Origin of the sequence: Helicobacter mehlei (assembly GCF_007280785.1) — a bacterium.
Classification (GTDB): domain Bacteria; phylum Campylobacterota; class Campylobacteria; order Campylobacterales; family Helicobacteraceae; genus Helicobacter; species Helicobacter mehlei.
Window position 1 is genome coordinate 1 of sequence record NZ_VKGC01000026.1, and the last position, 16958, is coordinate 16958.

16 protein-coding genes and 4 tRNA genes are annotated in these 16958 nt (G+C 46.7%); 10 read left to right on the top strand and 10 right to left on the bottom strand.

Annotated elements, in window-relative coordinates; genetic code table 11:
• Positions 1–401 precede the first annotated feature (401 nt).
• The 7 genes from FNE76_RS07220 to FNE76_RS07250 all read left to right on the top strand — a co-directional run bounded on the left by FNE76_RS07220 (position 402) and on the right by FNE76_RS07250 (position 4889).
• A complete protein-coding gene (locus tag FNE76_RS07220; RefSeq protein ID WP_120948690.1) occupies positions 402–1415 on the top strand; it encodes an ABC transporter permease in 1014 nt (337 codons plus the stop codon).
• The gene (locus FNE76_RS07225) at positions 1387–2955 is read left to right on the top strand and encodes a dipeptide ABC transporter ATP-binding protein (RefSeq protein WP_235852303.1); all 1569 of its coding nucleotides are present in this window, start codon (positions 1387–1389) and stop codon (positions 2953–2955) included. Before FNE76_RS07220 ends, FNE76_RS07225 begins: the two co-directional genes overlap by 29 nt.
• 37 nt (positions 2956–2992) lie before the next feature.
• Positions 2993–3067, top strand: a tRNA-Gly gene (locus tag FNE76_RS07230).
• Between the two features lie 29 nt (positions 3068–3096).
• Positions 3097–3183: transfer RNA gene (locus FNE76_RS07235), tRNA-Leu, on the top strand.
• Position 3184: 1 nt separating this feature from the next.
• Positions 3185–3259, top strand: a tRNA-Cys gene (locus tag FNE76_RS07240).
• Positions 3260–3276: 17 nt separating this feature from the next.
• Positions 3277–3364, top strand: a tRNA-Ser gene (locus FNE76_RS07245).
• Between the two features lie 19 nt (positions 3365–3383).
• A complete protein-coding gene (locus tag FNE76_RS07250) occupies positions 3384–4889 on the top strand; it encodes a Na+/H+ antiporter NhaC family protein (protein WP_120948691.1) in 1506 nt (501 codons plus the stop codon).
• A gap of 157 nt (positions 4890–5046) precedes the next feature.
• On the opposite strand, the gene murA is transcribed toward FNE76_RS07250, so the two are convergent.
• From murA to FNE76_RS07295, 9 genes are all read right to left on the bottom strand, one after another.
• Entirely contained in the window at positions 5047–6315 is a 1269-nt protein-coding gene (murA, locus tag FNE76_RS07255) for a UDP-N-acetylglucosamine 1-carboxyvinyltransferase (RefSeq protein ID WP_120948692.1), read from the bottom strand.
• A 9-nt stretch (positions 6316–6324) separates the two neighbouring features.
• Positions 6325–6723 carry a hypothetical protein gene (locus tag FNE76_RS07260; protein WP_120948693.1) on the bottom strand — a complete coding sequence of 133 codons (399 nt, stop codon included), beginning with the start codon at positions 6721–6723 and terminating at the stop codon, positions 6325–6327.
• Between the two features lie 2 nt (positions 6724–6725).
• Complete coding sequence (gene galU / locus FNE76_RS07265; RefSeq protein WP_120948694.1) at positions 6726–7556, bottom strand: UTP--glucose-1-phosphate uridylyltransferase GalU; 831 nt, start codon at positions 7554–7556, stop codon at positions 6726–6728.
• Complete coding sequence (locus FNE76_RS07270) at positions 7553–9223, bottom strand: lytic transglycosylase domain-containing protein (RefSeq protein ID WP_120948695.1); 1671 nt, start codon at positions 9221–9223, stop codon at positions 7553–7555. The genes galU and FNE76_RS07270 overlap by 4 nt, the downstream gene beginning before the upstream one ends.
• A 2-nt stretch (positions 9224–9225) precedes the next feature.
• Positions 9226–9519, bottom strand: a complete 294-nt coding sequence (locus FNE76_RS07275; protein ID WP_120948696.1) for a YggT family protein — start codon at positions 9517–9519, stop codon at positions 9226–9228.
• Positions 9509–10849, bottom strand: coding sequence for a glutamate--tRNA ligase (gene gltX / locus FNE76_RS07280; protein WP_120948697.1), 1341 nt, complete (start codon positions 10847–10849; stop codon positions 9509–9511). Before gltX ends, FNE76_RS07275 begins: the two co-directional genes overlap by 11 nt.
• A 221-nt stretch (positions 10850–11070) precedes the next feature.
• A complete protein-coding gene (locus tag FNE76_RS07285; protein ID WP_235852304.1) occupies positions 11071–12102 on the bottom strand; it encodes an outer membrane beta-barrel protein in 1032 nt (343 codons plus the stop codon).
• Positions 12102–13091, bottom strand: coding sequence for a tRNA dihydrouridine synthase (locus tag FNE76_RS07290; RefSeq protein ID WP_120948699.1), 990 nt, complete (start codon positions 13089–13091; stop codon positions 12102–12104). The genes FNE76_RS07285 and FNE76_RS07290 overlap by 1 nt, the downstream gene beginning before the upstream one ends.
• A gap of 14 nt (positions 13092–13105) precedes the next feature.
• The gene (locus tag FNE76_RS07295; RefSeq protein ID WP_120948700.1) at positions 13106–14332 is read right to left on the bottom strand and encodes a CCA tRNA nucleotidyltransferase; all 1227 of its coding nucleotides are present in this window, start codon (positions 14330–14332) and stop codon (positions 13106–13108) included.
• 51 nt (positions 14333–14383) lie between these two features.
• On the opposite strand from FNE76_RS07295, the gene queC reads away from it, so the two are divergent.
• From queC to FNE76_RS07310, 3 genes are read left to right on the top strand one after another with little or no spacing between them, the layout of a single operon-like run.
• Positions 14384–15118, top strand: a complete 735-nt coding sequence (queC, locus tag FNE76_RS07300; RefSeq protein ID WP_120948701.1) for a 7-cyano-7-deazaguanine synthase QueC — start codon at positions 14384–14386, stop codon at positions 15116–15118.
• A gap of 59 nt (positions 15119–15177) precedes the next feature.
• Entirely contained in the window at positions 15178–16059 is an 882-nt protein-coding gene (locus tag FNE76_RS07305; RefSeq protein WP_120948702.1) for a DnaJ C-terminal domain-containing protein, read from the top strand.
• 2 nt (positions 16060–16061) lie between these two features.
• Positions 16062–16427 carry a heat shock protein transcriptional repressor HspR gene (locus FNE76_RS07310; RefSeq protein ID WP_120948703.1) on the top strand — a complete coding sequence of 122 codons (366 nt, stop codon included), beginning with the start codon at positions 16062–16064 and terminating at the stop codon, positions 16425–16427.
• Positions 16428–16508: 81 nt separating this feature from the next.
• On the opposite strand, the gene FNE76_RS08715 is transcribed toward FNE76_RS07310, so the two are convergent.
• Positions 16509–16640: a hypothetical protein gene (locus tag FNE76_RS08715; RefSeq protein WP_268877247.1), complete on the bottom strand. Its 132-nt coding sequence runs from the start codon at positions 16638–16640 to the stop codon at positions 16509–16511.
• Positions 16641–16958: the final 318 nt, after the last annotated feature.

Here is a 16958-nt window from a genome sequence, read left to right on the forward strand (position 1 = left end):
GGTGCTTTAGACCCGCCAGTGGCCAAGCCTTGTTGGGACCTTCAATCCTCTAGCTTTGAGCGCGGAGAGTGTGTTAAAAATACACGAAAAAGGGATAAAGCCCATCCCTAAAGAGGAGGAACATACCGACTTTAATTGACATACTCCCCATAGCTAAAGCTAGGGCTTTACGGCGTGGTTGGTAATTTCCTTACAGATCACCTCAAGTTTTCTTGAGAATTTTTGTAAAAACCCGCCTTTGCCTTGCTAAATAGATTAGTCCACCACAGCTTAAACGCCACTTTACTTAACATCGTGAATCTCCTAAAATGCGCCACAAAATATTTAGTTTCCACTAACTAAGCCCTTTGTGCGCTTTTTGCTGTAAAATATCCCTTTCACCAAAATATCAAGGATTTCCGTTGGATTTGCAAACAAGACGTTGGCAGGCATTTAAAGCAAACAAGCGGGCGTTTTATGCGTTGGTTGTGTTTGTGGTGTTGTTTGTGTTATCGTTAATAGCGGAGCTTTGGGTCAATGACAAGCCCCTATTCATCTATAAAGATCACAAGGCTTATTTCCCCATTTTTAAAGATTACCCCGAAACCACCTTTGGGGGGGATTTTTACACCAGTACCGATTATAGCGACCCCTATGTCAGAAACCATTTGCTCAAAAACGCCCTTGTGATCCACCCTTTGATCCCCTATTCTTATGACACAATCATTATGGACCTAAAAAGCCCAGCCCCCACGCCCCCAAGCTCAAAACACTGGCTAGGCACGGACGATCAAGCCCGCGATGTGCTCGCACGCCTTGTCTATGGCTACCGCATTTCTATTTTATTTGGTTTGGTGTTGAGTTTGGGTAGTGTGGTGTTGGGCGTGGCGATCGGGGCGTTTCAGGGCTATTATGGCGGGCTATTAGACTTGCTAGGGCAACGCTTCATTGAGATTTGGAGCGGGATTCCTACCTTGTTTTTGCTCATCATTCTATCTAGTATTTTTACCCCTAACTTTTGGTGGCTTTTGCTGTTGGTGTTGGCTTTTTCTTGGATGGGGCTAGCCCAAGTGGTGCGCACCGAGTTTTTAAGGGGGCGCAACATGGACTATGTCAAGGCTTCTTACACACTGGGGGTGAGTGATGTGCGGGTGATTTTTTACCATATCTTGCCCAATGCGATGGTGGCAACCATCACTTATATCCCCTTTATCATGGCTGGGAGTATTGGGGCTTTGGTGAGCCTGGATTTTTTGGGTTTTGGTATGCCAGTAGGGAGTGCTAGTTTAGGGGAGCTACTCAATCAAGGCAAAAACAACCTATATGCCCCGCATTTGGCTTTGGTAGGCTTTTTTGCCATTGCGTTATTGCTTTCTATCTTAGTTTTTATCGGAGAGGGGGTCAGAGATGTTTTCAGTGCTACAAACTTCAAATAAGCTTTTGAGTGTCCAAGGGTTGCAAGCCCAAATCGGGCAGGATTTTTATTTGAAGGACATCAATCTAGATGTTTGTAGGGGGCAACGGGTGGGTTTGGTGGGTGAGAGTGGCAGTGGCAAAAGCTCGCTAGCCTCGTTGATCTTGCAATTGGTGCCATTTGTACGCGCCCTTAAGGGAGAAATCTTTTTTGAGGGGACAAATCTACTCACCCTCAAAACTAATGCAATCAGAGCCCTAAGAGGTGCACAAATCAGTTACATCGCTCAAGAGCCCCTAAGCGCGCTCAACCCTCTACACAAGATTAAAAAGCAAATCTTAGAGACTCTGTATCTGCATGCTAAGCCCACCAAGCAAGAGGCGCAAGCAAGATTAGAGGCGGTCATGACACAAGTGGGGCTATCTATGGACTTGTGCCCGAGATACCCCTATGAACTCAGTGGGGGGCAAAACCAGCGAGTCGCCCTAGCCATGGCTTTAATCAACCGCCCTAAACTCTTAATCTGTGATGAACCCACCACCGCCCTAGATGCCCAAATCCAACAACAAATTTTGGATTTGCTGGTGCGCTTGAGCGTGCAAAATGACATGGCAATCTTGCTTATTAGTCACGATCTGGGTGCAGTCAGGCATGTTACACAGCATGTCTATGTCTTGCAAGAAGGGCGCATTTGTGAGCAGGCTAGCACGGATCAACTCTTTAAAGCTCCCAAACACCCCTATACCCAAATGCTTTTACAAGCCCGCCACTTAACTAGGAAAAACAGCGCGCCCCAGCCCCAAGAAATCATGAGCGTCAAGGATTTTGGGGTGCGCTATATTCAAAAGAAATTTTTTGGCAAAAATAGCTATTTCCAAGCTATCCAAGGCGTGTGCTTTGCCCTACATGCTAAGGAAACTTTGGGCGTGATTGGCGAATCGGGCAGTGGCAAGAGTTCTTTAGCCATGGGATTATTAAAATTAGCCCCCACGCAAGGGCAACAAATTTTATTGCAACAAAGCGTGCAAGCCTTGAGCCCCAAAGCTTTTAAGCCCTTCAGACGATCGTTGCAAATGGTCTTTCAAAATCCCTTTGCCTCTTTAAATCCGCGTTGGAGTGTGCAAGAGATTTTGCTAGAAGCCTTTTATGGGGCTAGGATCAAGACTAGTTTAGATCAGGTACGTGCCAGCTTAGAGGCGGTGGGCTTAGAGGCGAAGTTTTTAGATTATTACCCTTTTGAGCTCAGCGGGGGGCAACGCCAGAGAGTTGCCATTGCGCGCGCTATTCTCTCCCACCCCCAAGTGGTGGTGATGGACGAGCCCACCTCTGCGCTGGATAAGAGCATGCAAAAAATCGTGTTGCACTTGCTTTTAGAATTGCAAGAAAAGCGCAACCTGAGTTATGTTTTTATTAGCCATGATTTAGCCGTGATTGAGAGCATGTGTGATAGCGTTTTGGTGGTGCAAAAAGGGCAGGTGGTGGAGAGCGGTTCGCTTGATCAAGTCTTTGGCCACCCCAAACACCCCTACACCCAGCAACTACTAGCCACGCGTTTAACTTGACTTATTAAATAAATATTGCTAGAATCAAGGTTTTTATGCGGGAATAGCTCAGTGGTAGAGCACGACCTTGCCAAGGTCGGGGCCGCGGGTTCGATCCCCGTTTCCCGCTCCATCATGATTTTTACCCTGTTTTACTCATTTGCCCAGGTGGTGGAATAGGTAGACACAAGGGACTTAAAATCCCTCGGTAGCAATACCGTGCCGGTTCAAGTCCGGCTTTGGGCACCATGGCGACGTAGCCAAGTGGTAAGGCATGGGTCTGCAAAACCTTGATTCCCCGGTTCAAATCCGGGCGTCGCCTCCATTTTTAAACTTTCACAACGGGAGATGGCTGAGTGGTTGAAAGCGGCGGTCTTGAAAACCGTTGAGGGTAACACCTCCGGGGGTTCGAATCCCTCTCTCCCGGCCAGCTCATCTTAAGGACTCCCTTGGGTCATTCCCTCCTAAGTTTGCTTGTCCCGGTTTTTGTCATTGTAATGGTTATTTTTACCAAAAGAGTCGCTCTCTCGCTTTTAAGCGGGATTGTCCTGGGCTCTTTAATCATGACAGAAGGGCATTTATCCGAAGTATTGATCTACATCTACCATAAAATCAGTGCGGTTTTTTACCGGGTGGATGAAAATGGGATACAGATTAATTCTAGCAGTGTCTATGTCTTTTTGTTCTTGATTATCTTGGGCATTTTGAGTCAAATTATTGCCGCTTGTGGGGCGATCAATTCCTTTGTGCTGTGGGCTAAAAAATATGTTAAAAGCCCGCGCCAATCAGAGGGGATCGCCCTATTAGCGGGGATTGTGATTTTCATTGATGACTACTTTAACGCCCTCATTGTGGGGCAAATCAGCAAATCGCTCAACGACTCGCATCAAAGTAGCCGCGAGAGGCTAGCCTATATCATCGACTCCACCTCAGCCCCGGTGTGTTTGCTAGTGCCTATCTCTAGCTGGGGGGCTTATATTGTGGGGGTGATGCAAAATGAGGGCTCGCCCTTGCTTAAAGATAGTTTTGCGTTGCTTTTGGAAAGTATGGGGAGCAATTATTATGCATGGTTTGCGCTGGTGGCGGTGTTCTTGGCTATTGTGTGGCAAATCAATTTGCCCGCCATGCAAAAATACCGCAATGTGGGCGTGCAAGATTTGCAAATCTCTCTAGATGATCGCCCCCGTGCGCCCATCTCTATTTTGATTGTAAGCATCCTATCCTTGATTGTAGGGATCACGGGGCTTATTCTTTATACCGGCTATAGTGCCAGCCACTCCACCCACTGGCTAGAGATTTTCAAGCACACCAATACCGCCTTTGCCCTCTTTTTTGGGGGACTTTTGGCTCTTTTTTTAACCACCGCTCTAGCCTATGCTTATTTGCCCAAAAAATCCCTCTTTTCTCTTGGATTCAAGGGCCTTAAAAGCATGGCAGGGGCGATCTGGGTGCTCATCTTAGCTTGGTCAATAGGTCCCATGATTCGTGATGATTTACAAACGGGGATTTATTTAGCCAACTTGATCCAACACTTTCAGGGCGTGGTGGTGCTAACCCCCTTGCTTCTTTTTCTCATCTCTAGCTTTATTGCTTTTACCACGGGCACTAGCTGGGGCGCATTTGCGATCATGCTCCCCATTGGGGCGGGCATGGTCGGTGTTATGGGCGGGGATATTGTATTGGTGATCTCAGCTATTCTCTCGGGAGCTGTCTATGGGGATCACGCCTCGCCCATTTCTGACACAACAATTCTTTCGGCCACAGGGGCGGGTTGCTCTGTGCAAAGCCATTTTTTAACCCAACTGCCCTATGCCACACTCACCGCCACTTGCGCCTTAGTGGCATTCTTGGGGGCTAGTTTGTTTTCTAAGGCTGTGGGCTTTATGGTGGGGCTAGTTTTACTCGTGGGGACTTTCTACATTTTAAAAGAGGTGTTCAAACGCCCTAGTGCGTGAAAAAACAGCTAGAACGCACCACAACAACCCCTTTTTTATTGTCTTACCACCATGTCGGATCAAGCCTGCACAGAATTTGGGATGGTGGGTTTGGCAACCAAGATCCCGCTCAAAATATCCAAGCAAGCCATGTTCTCCACAGCAAACCCCTTAAACTTCATTTTTCTTTTAATCGTTTGATTTTAGCCCCCAAGGCGTTCATCTTGAGCTCTAGACTCTCATACCCGCGATCCAAGTGGTAAATGCGGTGCACTCTACTTTTACCCTTAGCCACTAAAGCGGCCAAGATGAGTGCTGAGGAAGCCCTTAAATCGGTGGCCATCACATCTGCTCCCATTAACACACAATCCCCGTTGATCTGAGCCAATGCGCCTTTTAAACTAATATCAGCCCCCATGCGTTGCAATTCGCTGACATGCATGAAGCGGTTTTCAAATAAACGTTCCTCAATCAAGCTACTCCCTTCACACTGGGTCGCCAATGCCATAAATTGGGCTTGCAAATCGGTAGGAAAACCCGGATACTCTGTGGTGATGATCTCAAAGCCCTTGCGGGTGCGTGCTTTGTGGATGGTGAGTGTGTCTTCTGTAATGTCGATTTTAAAGCCAATTTCGCTTAATTTGCTTAAAATTGCCTCCAAATGGTGGGCATTGGTATTGCTCAAAGAGAGTGTAGAATTAGTGATAGCAGCAGCGCATAGATAAGTCCCGCATTCAATGCGATCGGGAATGATATGAATGGGTTTAAAGTGTAGGGCCTGCCCCTTTGTGCCCTGAATGCTCAGCTCAGAACTGCCTACCCCGCTAATCTCCACCCCAGCACTTTGCAAAAAATGGCACAACTGCACCACTTCGGGTTCTTTAGCTGCATTGATGATCTTAGTTTCCCCTTTTGCCAAGCTAGCAGCCATGAGGATATTTTCGGTGCCCGTAACAGTGATCTTGTCTAAAATAATATCACAGCCCTTTAGCCCATGTTTAGCCTTAGCGATGATATAGCCCTTTTCGATGTGGATATGCGCCCCCATTTTTTCTAAGGCTCTTAAGTGCAAATCCACTGGTCTAGCCCCAATGGCACACCCCCCGGGCAAGCTCACCGCACACGAGCCAAAGCGTGCCAACAGCGGTCCTAGCACCAAAATTGAGGCGCGCATTTTGCGCACAATGTCATAAGGGGCTTGTAAATTTGTGATATGGGGCGTGCCTATTTCTAAGGTGTGGGAGTCATGCCTTTGAATTTGCACGCCCAAGTGCTCTAAGAGTTCGAGCAATGCACTCACATCGGCTACAGCCGGCAAACCGCTGATCGCCACGTTCTCTTGCTCTAAAAGCGTGCTGGCCAAAATGGGCAAAGCGGCATTTTTAGCCCCCGAGATAGGTACACTCCCTTTTAGGGGCTCTTGCCCTTTAATCTCTAAGTAGTCCAAATCATTCCTTTAGTCTTTCTTCTTGTATTTGAGGGCTAGTCCAATGGTGTTGGCGATGGCTTTTTGGATTTTGGGATTCACATCTTCCAAGTCCTGTCCAAATTTGATACTCGAATCCAGATCCAAAAATTCCGATTCGGCTAATTTCCCCACAAAATCCAGCCAATCGCCCTCTTTGGCACTCTTGGGCAAAACTTGGTAGTGGCGGACAAAGTCTTGAAAAATAGCATCGTAACTTTCTTTGTCCTGAACATCTCTAAAGGCTTGATCTAATTCTTTCAGCGTGGGGATTTTAGGGGGCGGAGGCGGGGGTTTGATGTGGGCATAGACAAAGCCGATGATCAAAACAGGGAAGGCTAGTAGAAAACTAGCAACCCAGTAAAAGCCATAAAACCATAGATCATACATGGCTAATGGGATTGCGCGTAGAGATGGTAAAAATCATTGGTCGCCTGCACAAAGCCGTGCATGTTCCCACAATCATAACGCTTGCCTTGAAACTTGTAAGCTAGGACCAACTTGCTTTGGGCTTGTTGCAAGAGCGCGTCTGTGATTTGGATTTCGTTGTTTTTGCCCGGTGGGGTGTTTTTGAGCACCTCAAAAATATCAGGGGTCAAGATATAACGCCCGATCACGGCTAGATTGCTCGGAGCTTCCTCAGACTTGGGCTTTTCGACCATGTCGCTTACTTGATAAACCCCGTTGGCAATTTCTTGCCCGCAAATCACGCCGTATTGATGCACCTCAGCCAATGCCACTTCTTCAATGGCAACAATGCAACATTGGTATTTGGCATATAAATCCACCATTTGGCGCAAAACCCCCATACCCGGCGCATTGACACACAGATCGTCTGCTAAGATCACACAAAAGGGTTCATTGCCAATCAAGGTTTGGGCGGTATGGATGGCATGCCCTAATCCCTTCATTTCAAGTTGCCGGGTGTAGGAAAAACGGCAAGTTTGCATGATGGTGCGAATCCCGGCTAAAGATTGTTCTTTGTTGGTTCCATTAATTTGGTGCTCTAATTCATAGCTAATATCAAAATGATCTTCAATGGCGCGCTTACCCCGCCCGGTTACAATTGCCATTGTGTCGCAACCTGCTTCTATCGCCTCCTCCACGCCATATTGGATCAAGGGCTTATTAGCAATGGGGAGCATTTCTTTAGGCATCGCCTTGGTGGCAGGTAAAAAGCGCGTGCCATACCCAGCAGCAGGGAAAAGGCATTTTTTAATCATGGAACGTCCTTAAGAGTGGCATCAAAAAAGGCGTTGATGTCAAAATGGTGGGGTTCTCCTTGCTCACGGGCAAAAAGTTTTTGGTAGATGATGTAGTTGGCCATGACCTTTTGCCCATAAAGGCGTGTTTCACTATAGGGGATCAGTTCCATGCTCAGCCATGGCTCAAATTTGCGCTGGCGGGTGAAAAAATGCCTCTCTTTTAAAAGATGTCTGAAAAACTTAGGCCCGCCATTGTAAGAATAAGCTACAAAAAGCGGGTGTTTGAATTCCTCTTTTAGGTAGTTGAGGTAATAATTCCCAAAGACTAGGGCGATCTTGGGGTTGAACATATCGGTTAGCTTGGTGGGTCCTGCACCGATCTGGCGGGCAAAAGGGGCGACATTGAAGGGCATGATCTGCATCAAGCCCAACGCATAGGAACGGGAGACCAAAGCGGGCAATAATAGACTCTCTTGGCGCGCCACAGCGTAAGCCAAAGCTTTTTCAGGTACGCTTTTCCAAGAGATGACCCCCTCATAGGGGGCCAAAAAATAGTTTCTTTGTCTGTTGTAGTAGCGATCTAAAAAATAAGCCAAGTGGGGGGTAGTTTGCGTTGTCTTAAGAGGTTCTAGGGCTTTTAAAAAGGCATTTTTATCTTGAATAGCTAAAATTTTATCCCTTAAAATCTGCCATTCAAAAGGGTCTTTGATGTCAAAATTGGGGTTTTTGTGGGTGATGCCCTCTAGGGTGCTCACAATTTTGTATTTGGGGGTGGTGCCTAGATTCAAATTCGCATAAATGCTAAAGAGATCGGGGGAGGTGCTTTGGCTTAGGGTGTGTAGGTAGGTTTTGTTGTGGCTCACCAGATATTGCCAAAAGAGGGCTCTATTTTTCAAAAAGCTACTATCTGCTTCTTGAGCAGAGCGTTTAAAATACTCTAAAGCCAAACTAAGCCCATCATGCATGGCCGCATTCAAGCCCAGAATAAAAAAAGTCTTGGAATCTGAATGGGTGATGCGTGCTCGGGCTAGGGATTTTTTGAAGTGTAAAAAGCGCGCGTCCCGCACAATGCGCCGAAGAATATCATTAAAAACGGGGTCATTTTGATTGACTAGATAAGCTAGTGTTTTGGGATCGATTGCATGGTCTAAAAGCTGGAGTCGCTGTTTGTAGGTGAGTGCATTGTAGATGGTGGCTAGCGTGGCAACACCGGTTTTGACAAACTCTTTTAACATATCTTGGCTCAACAGAATATCCATAAAAGTGTAGAGTTTGGGATTTGTAGAGGCGATCTTTTGTTGCAAGAAAGATAACAACTCGCGATCTGAAAAATTCTTAGCGTGGTTAAAAATGCGCGAGATGGTTAAACCGGTTGCGATGCATTTGCTATTTTCTAAAGCAAGCTCTTTGAGCGAGAGGCGGTGGCACACATTGCCCCGTGTGGTTGTAAGAGCTTTTTTTTGAATCATCGCTGCTTGGATGCGCGCGCTCTTGCTATTCACTAGAGTATAAGCTTCTTGGGCTTCCTCGGCTGTGGTGCTCTTTTCTTGCAAAAACATCCAAATATAAAAATCCCGTGCAATGCCCTTGGGTTTGCTTTTGAGGAAATCTAGGGTGATCTCTTGGGCTAAAAGCGTACCGGCAAACATGCTTGCTAGGAGCGCAATTTTAACAATGGAGCGCATGGTTATCCTCGTGAATAGGCAAATAATAACTGCACCAAGGTCATGTCTATGAATTTTAAAAAGATAATCACGGCTAGGGGAGAGAGATCGATCCCATTAAACACCACAAAGGGCATGATTTGGCGGATTTTTTGGAAGAGCGGTTCGGTGAGGCGGTAGAGCATTTGCACGATCACATTGGATGGATCGGGGCGGATGAAGCTCAGCACAGAGGCGATGATCACGATCCACATGTAAAAGTTGATGAGATTATGCAAGATCGTTGCCAATGCACCTAGGATAGTGCTAGCAACCATGCGCACCCCCTAACACGAGAATTTGATTCAAAAAGGGCTTGAGGTGGGGGTAGAGCAGGGCCAATTCCACGCCTTTTAACTCACCGGTGAGCAAGAGACGCAAGGACTTGAAAAAATCCTTGCCTTTCAGCTGGCTTTTTTGCATGGCCAGTTGCTTAAACTCTGTAAAATCCTCACAAATAGGCATGCTTTTAAGCACGCTAAATAATTGCAAACAAGGCTGTTTAAAATCGCGATCGCCCTCTTGTTGGTTAATATCTTTGGGCGCAAACACCGCATGCAATTTTGCTTGCAATTCTGCTAGCGTGCTACACTCTTGTAAAAAAAGTCGGGCTAACTGGGCTTTTTGGGGGTGATCCAGCTTTAAAAGCGCGCCCAATTCCTCAAGGCTTAAGCACTCTAAATGGCGGTGGTTAAGATGGCGCAAATAGGCTAGATCAAACTTTGCGCCCGCTGGACTCACGCGCTCCATTTGTAACCACTGGGTAGCCTCCTGCAGGCTAAAAAGCTCGCTGGGGGGGTTGTAACCCAAAGAGAGCAGATAATTGGCGATGCTTTGGGGTAAAAAACCTTCTTGGATGAGCCACTCCACGCTAGAGGCGGCGTTTCTTTTGCTCATCTTTTTGCCATCTTCAAAGTTTAACAAAATAGGCAAATGGGCGTATAACAAATCCTGGGTGGGTAAGTTGAGTGCGCGCCTTAAGGCTTGCTGGATCAAAATCTGTTTAGGAGTGTTGCTGACATGATCTTCGCCCCGAATGATGTAGCTAATCTTGTAGGTCAAATCATCGCATGCACACGCAAAATTATAGGTGGGGGTGTTATTGGAGCGCAAAATCACAAAACTATCTAACTCAAAGGGATCAAAACCCAAAGTCCCCTTGATAACATCTTGAAATTGCAGGCGTTGCGTGCCACCCTTTAAGCGCACCACTGGGTGGGGATTGCTTTTTTGTTCTATCAGTGCCCAAGAGTCCTCGTACCGGAAGGGTTTATTGGCTTGCAGGGCTTCTTGCTTTTTGGTTTCTAAAAACGATGGGGTGCAGTGGCAATAAAAAGCCTCCCCATGATCTAGGAGTTTTTGGGCATATTCTAAATGTGTGGGTAAATTTGCACTCTGATAAACCAAATGATCCCAAGAAATACCCATGCTTTCTAGGATTTTTAAAATCTCTTGATCTTTGCCCGGGATATTGCGCTCCAAGTCGGTATCTTCAATGCGCACCATCAAGGGTTGTTGCAATTGCCTAGCCACCACAAAATTAAACAGGGCGACCCGCAAATTCCCAATGTGCATGCTTCCAGTCGGGGAGGGCGCAAAACGCAACATTCTAAAGCCTTTTTGGAAAGATTATACCTAAAATGGTGTTTTAAAGTAAAGGCATGTCCTCAATTCTAATCCCACAAACTCCCACAACTGGCAAGCCTTGAGATTTGGCACGCTTAGTTATGGTTATGGGAGTGCCAAAAACTCCTGTACCAGATACCCGTATTCAACATTTTTAGGGCTTTATCCCAAATACGGGATTTTTGCCAATTGTCTTGACATTCTTAAAACAGATATGCGTAACTCACATAAAATTCTTCATGGCGGTCTATGATGAGACCTTGTTTGAGGGTTTGTTGTGTACCGGCATTGTGGTTGCCATAGTTATACCAGTTGTGTGCGGTGATCTTGTAGTAGGGGAATTTCCAACCCACATTGATCCGGTTATGCTTGCCTAAATAAAGTTGGTAGCCCACATTGACAAAAAACCCCCCCCCAGCAGCAAAAAAACGCGTTTTGGGGTTATAACCTAATGCGCCCAAAACCTCATTTTTAAAAACATCGCTCCAAAGCATTGCGTATTCCACGCCCCCGCCCACAAACACGCCCATTTTGAAAAAAAACATCTTGGCATAGACTCTTTTGAGCCAATAATCTAAGGGGATATTTAAAAATACATCTACATTGAGCCCAAAAGTCATAAAGTGTGCGGGCATGTTGAGCAACACGGCTTGGGGGTTGGGGGTGGGGCATAATCCTAGGGGGTTATTGGCACTAAGAGGGACACAAGGAGAGGTGTAATTTATGGGAACACCTAAAGTGGTGCTACCGGGGATAGCTTTTAGAGAATTTGAGTTATTCCCTGTGATAATCTCAGGAATCGCATCCCCCGTTGTAGGGTCGATGGCTTTGACGTACTGGGGGTTGTAGTTTTTGCCCCCGTTATTTTGCACCTTGTAACGGCTACCTAAGTTGGCATTGGCGTATTCTAGCGTGCCATAAACCCGTAAGCCACTAATGGCAAATTTATCAAAAAAGATTTCATCGCCCACGCTGTAGGTGAAGGCAAAACCCGCACTTTTTTTAGGACTTGTTTTATAAAACCCTGTGATTTCATCGCCCTTGCACAGACTTTTAGGGCACACAAGTTGGCTACTACTAGGCATGGTGCTAGGGTTACTCATGCTCACTTGCTGGCTAAAGGTGCTCTCAAACCCGCCCACATAGCCCAAACGCGCACCCGTAAAGACATGATTTTTGAGTGCCCCCAAAGACTGCAATAAACCCAAAAAGCCCACCCAAACAAGCCACCTCATCATATACTTTGCCGATTCAAGGTGATAATTTGGGGCAGGTTATCTAGGGGTATTGCCGTGCTAAAAAATTCCTCAATCTGCACACGGCTTTGTTTAGGGCAGATCATGGAATTGACCACACCTTTAAATGCACTGGCTTGGGCGTGCCCTTTGGCATAAGCGTGCAAGTTTTTACGGAACATCACCACCCCCCGATCCCCATAAAAAGCCACCATCTTATCAAAATGCTCCAAGACCAAATCTTTTTTCACAAGGGCGGGTAATTCCTCTGTGTTATGCTTGATCTGCCAAAAAATCCACGGCTTAATCAAGCTTGCCCGCCCGATCATCACGCCTTGTGCCCCCGTGTAATTGAGCACTTCCCTAGCCTTGGATGCGCTATCAATCTCGCCATTGGCAATTAAGGGCTTGTTTAAAATGGCGCGCATTGCCCGCACGCTCTCATAGTCAATTTTCTCTTTTTTGTAGCGATCAGCTCGTGTGCGCGCATGCACTACCACAAAATCCACAGGGGCATCATTGAGCGCATGGGCAATCTCTAGGGGGATTTTAGACTCAAAGCCCAAACGCACCTTCACGCTAGTGTAGGGCTTATTGGTGTTTTCTTTAATCACCCTTAAGAGCTGGACTAAATGCTTCAAATCTTTGAGTAACCCACTCCCATTGCCATGGTTGGCCACTTTGGGGGCTGGGCAACCACAATTAAAATCTAAAATATCAATCCCCTCTACTCCGTTTAACAACTCCACCGCCCTTTGCACGATTTCAGTCTTAGAACCAGCAATTTGCACGCTAAAGGGCTCTTCTTCAGGGGAGCGTGCCCACATCTTGGCATTTTTCTCAAAGGCATAGACCAGCGCATGGGAGCTGACCATTTCACTCACGGTAACATCCACCCCAAAGCGTTTCACCACACTTCTAAAGGGCAAGTCCGTATAACCCGCTAGGGGGGCTAGGAATAACAAATTATCAAAATGGAGTCTAGACATAAGTGCTATTCTAGCTAATCTTGTCTTAATTTGTCTGCCCACTTACGGGCTAGGGCAAACAAGGGAGACAACTCATTAGGGGTTTTTTCTAAGATCACACTTTCTAAACAATATTGCAAGCATGCCTTAAACTGCGCGCCTTTGAGTCCGATCGCTTTTAAATGGTTGCCCCTGATTTTTAAAAAGTCCAAGGAATAGACCGCCCCTTTAGTCTCTTTGAATTGCGCCCTTAGTGCCACGCTTAATGGCTCATTGGTGCTTGCTAGCCAGCCCAAAAACGCCCGAAATGCGCTCAAACTTAAAATCTGCAATTGTTGTTTCACCCAAACCCTATTTTCACAAGGGCGGGCATTTTGGATATAGGTATGGAGTTCGTTGAGGGCTTTGGTGGTTTTTTTGGGGAGTTTGAGGTGTTCTTGCAAGGTGTTAAGTTGGGCGGGGTCTAAGTGTTGGCTACACACTAAGAGCCTTGAGAGCAAATTAGGCGGGGTGTTGCCTAGATTTTTGAGATGATTAGAACACAGAGGCACGCCTAAAAAAGACTCCAAGATTTCTTGGTGATCCACGCACACCACACCCGCAAAATTGCCTAATAAAAGTTTGCAAAACTCATTTGTGATGCGCTCTTTGGCGATGTGTTTTAGCAGGGGGGCGTGTTGGATCAAGGCATGCGCGCTGAGAGGCTCAATTGCAAAGCCTAGCGTGCTCGCCAAACGCAAGACTCTTAAAATCCGCAAGGCATCTTCTTGCAAGCGCACAGAGGGGTTACCCACCAGCCTTAAAAGACGCGCCTTGAGGTCTTCAAGCCCACCATGCAAGTCCAAAAGTCCCTTTGTAGGGTGCAAGGCTAGGGCGTTAATGGTGAGATCGCGCCGTTTTAAATCCAGCTCAATGGAGCGCACAAAGGACACGCTTTGTGGGTGGCGGTAATCATGATAATCGCTCTCTTGCCTAAAAGTGGTGATCTCAAAAAATTGGCGTTGGTAATACACGCCCAAAGTGCCAAAGGCTTTGGCGTGCTTTAAAATTTTAAGTCTAGGAATGCCCCTTAAAAGCGCGCTTAATTCCTCAGGGGTAGCACTGCTAGCCAGATCGTAATCTTTAGGTTTCTTGCCCAACAACAAATCGCGCACACCCCCCCCCACTACATAGGCTTCAAAACCGCCCTCCTCAATATAAGCATGCAATGTTAAAAGAGTTTTGGGGAGTTTGCGCACCAAATGCCTACAGGGGTGATCCAAGTGAATGCCTTTATCTTTGCTATAATTGGGCTATTTTAACAAAGAGAAACCATGTTCAACCCCTTTGACCTCGCGGATTTCTTGGCAATGCGTTTTGAGGGCAGTTGTGTCCTCTGTTTTAGTGGCGGGCAGGATAGCACCACTCTAGCCCTTTGGGGCAAACATGCCTTTGGGCAAGTGTATTTGCTAGGCTTTGATTACGCCCAAAAACACGCCATTGAGTTAGAACAAGCCCAAAAGATCGCCCAGTTGCTCCATCTGCCCTATGCGTGCCTCTCTTTGGATTTTTTAGCCTCCATAAGTGCCTCCGCCCTCTTTACACACAGCACAGAGAGCATGCAGGCTAGCCATCCACGCAACCCGAATTTACCCGCCTCCTTTGTGCCCGATCGCAATGCACTATTTTTGACCCTCGCACACGCCTACGCCTTCAATTTGGGGGCAGATTTTGTGCTCGTGGGGGTCTCCCAACAAGATTATAGTGGCTATTTTGATTGCCGTGAAGTGTTTATTGCCAGCATGGAAGAGAGTTTAAACTTAGGGGCTTTTGGGAGCAAAGAAGGCATTAGCATTTTAGCCCCATTGATGTTTGCTAGCAAAGCCCAAGAGTTCCAGTTAGCCCAAGAGTTGGGGGGGTTAGACTTGGTGCTAGAGCATAGCCACACTTGCTATGAGGGTGTGCGCCACAAAAGGCATATTTATGGCTATGGATGCGGGGTGTGCCCAGCCTGTGCCTTGCGCCAAAAGGGTTATGCAGAGTTTTTAGAACATTATAAAAAAAATTGACACTATAAGACTAAAGTTTTATGCTATAATGTGCTTTAATTCATACAAAGGATTCAAAGATGGGAAAAAGTTTATACACCACCCTAGAGGTGGGCGAGGGGGCGAGCAATGAGGAGATCAAAAAGTCTTATCGGCGTTTGGCGCGCAAATACCATCCAGATTTGAACAAGGGCAAGGAGGCAGAGGAAAAGTTTAAGGAGATCAATGCCGCTTATGAGATTTTGAGCGACCCACAAAAGCGTGCCCAATACGACCAATTCGGGGATAACATGTTTGGTGGGCAGAATTTCAGCGATTTTGCGCGCGCCCAAGGGCGTAACGCCAATTTTGATGATATTTTGTCCCAAATCTTTGGGGGTGGGGGCTTTAGAGGGGGGAGCTTTAACATGGGGGGTATGGGGGGTGGGAGTTTTGGCAACTTTGGGGATTTTGGCTTTTCAGAAAATTTAGATGTCCAAGTGGAAATCCAAATTGCCCTAAGAGAGGCAGTTTTAGGGGCAAAGCGTAAAATCCAACTCCAACATGATAGTTTTGAGATCAAAATCCCCGCTGGGGTCAAGGAGGGCGAGGTGTTGCGCGCACGGGGGCGCGGACACCAACAGGGCAGAATGCAGGGCGATGTGCTCTTAAAAGTGCATGTGCTGGAGGACAGCGAATACACCAGAGAGGGAGACGATCTCATTAAATCCTTTGATCTGCCCTTGAAGATTGCACTTTTTGGGGGCAAGGTGCAGGTGGAAACCTTGCACAGGGAAGTTAGCTTGAAAATCCCACCCAATACCAAAAACGCCCAAAAATTCCGCCTTAAAGAATTGGGGGTTAAAAACCGCAAAAGTGGGAACATGGGGGACTTATACCTAAAGGCTAATGTAATTTTGCCCCATACTGATAGCATGAGTGCGCAGTTTAAGCAAGTTTTGCAAGAACAATTAAAGGATTAGGCATGGTGGATTATGACGCACCGCTTTATTTGATCAGCGTGGTGGCTAAGATTTTAGGCGTGCATCCCCAGACCCTGCGCCAATATGAAAAAGAGGGGCTAGTAGAGCCTAAGCGCACCGATGGGAAAATGCGCCTCTATTCGCAACGCGATGTGGATAAGATCAAGACGATCTTGCGCCTAACCCGTGATATGGGTGTGAATTTAGCAGGGGTGGATATCATTTTGCGTTTAAAAGAACGCCTAGATGAGCTCGATAGTCTCAATGAGCAACTCCAGGCCCACGTGAAAAAACACGCCACTACCCCCACAGAAGCCAAACAAATCCAAAAAACTTCCTATGAGTTGATTTTATTTAAGAAGTCTTAAAGCACAGAGGGGGCTCAAACCCACTCTTTGACCTCTTATATGCCCTTTAATGTGATATGGGGCTTGCACAACCACGCACTTTCACGCATTCACTGCCCAAAAGCTACCAAAACCAAGGATAGATTTCTTTGTTGCACCGATATCGATCAACTTCTCTTGCTTTGCACCAAATCCACTAGCATATATATTGGCCTGTTGTTGCACCTGTTGCATCGCCCGTTGCTTAAATCCTCCATTATGTGCCTTGCCATAAGGGCACAAGTGAGTTGTTGCATGCATACCCAAAAACAGAGGTTGTGTTATCCGTCAATGGCTGGTTAGGGTTAATGGCGTCTAACCGAGTGGTGCAACCCACAAAGAGGAGACCAGCGACTACCGCCCCTCCATATTAACAATGGATAACTAGCCATTGAAAAATGGCAAAATGATTGATTCGAGGGATTCAGGGTACTACTCCCCCCCTCTATATTCATAAATAAAAGGCACAGGGTGGTAATCCACCACCCTATCACCACAAGCTCCCATACCAAA

Excerpts from the sequence above, each read along its gene's own strand:
- FNE76_RS07225 (WP_235852303.1), top strand. The coding sequence starts at position 1,387 with ATGTTTTCAGTGCTACAAACTTCAAATAAGCTTTTGAGTGTCCAAGGG.
- FNE76_RS07260 (WP_120948693.1), bottom strand. The coding sequence starts at position 6,723 with ATGTATGATCTATGGTTTTATGGCTTTTACTGGGTTGCTAGTTTTCTA.
- galU (WP_120948694.1), bottom strand. The coding sequence starts at position 7,556 with ATGATTAAAAAATGCCTTTTCCCTGCTGCTGGGTATGGCACGCGCTTT.
- FNE76_RS07270 (WP_120948695.1), bottom strand. The coding sequence starts at position 9,223 with ATGCGCTCCATTGTTAAAATTGCGCTCCTAGCAAGCATGTTTGCCGGT.
- FNE76_RS07275 (WP_120948696.1), bottom strand. The coding sequence starts at position 9,519 with ATGGTTGCTAGCACTATCCTAGGTGCATTGGCAACGATCTTGCATAAT.
- gltX (WP_120948697.1), bottom strand. The coding sequence starts at position 10,849 with ATGTTGCGTTTTGCGCCCTCCCCGACTGGAAGCATGCACATTGGGAAT.
- FNE76_RS07285 (WP_235852304.1), bottom strand. The coding sequence starts at position 12,102 with ATGAGGTGGCTTGTTTGGGTGGGCTTTTTGGGTTTATTGCAGTCTTTG.
- FNE76_RS07290 (WP_120948699.1), bottom strand. The coding sequence starts at position 13,091 with ATGTCTAGACTCCATTTTGATAATTTGTTATTCCTAGCCCCCCTAGCG.
- queC (WP_120948701.1), top strand. The coding sequence starts at position 14,384 with ATGTTCAACCCCTTTGACCTCGCGGATTTCTTGGCAATGCGTTTTGAG.
- FNE76_RS07305 (WP_120948702.1), top strand. The coding sequence starts at position 15,178 with ATGGGAAAAAGTTTATACACCACCCTAGAGGTGGGCGAGGGGGCGAGC.
- FNE76_RS07310 (WP_120948703.1), top strand. The coding sequence starts at position 16,062 with ATGGTGGATTATGACGCACCGCTTTATTTGATCAGCGTGGTGGCTAAG.
- FNE76_RS08715 (WP_268877247.1), bottom strand. The coding sequence starts at position 16,640 with ATGCAACAGGTGCAACAACAGGCCAATATATATGCTAGTGGATTTGGT.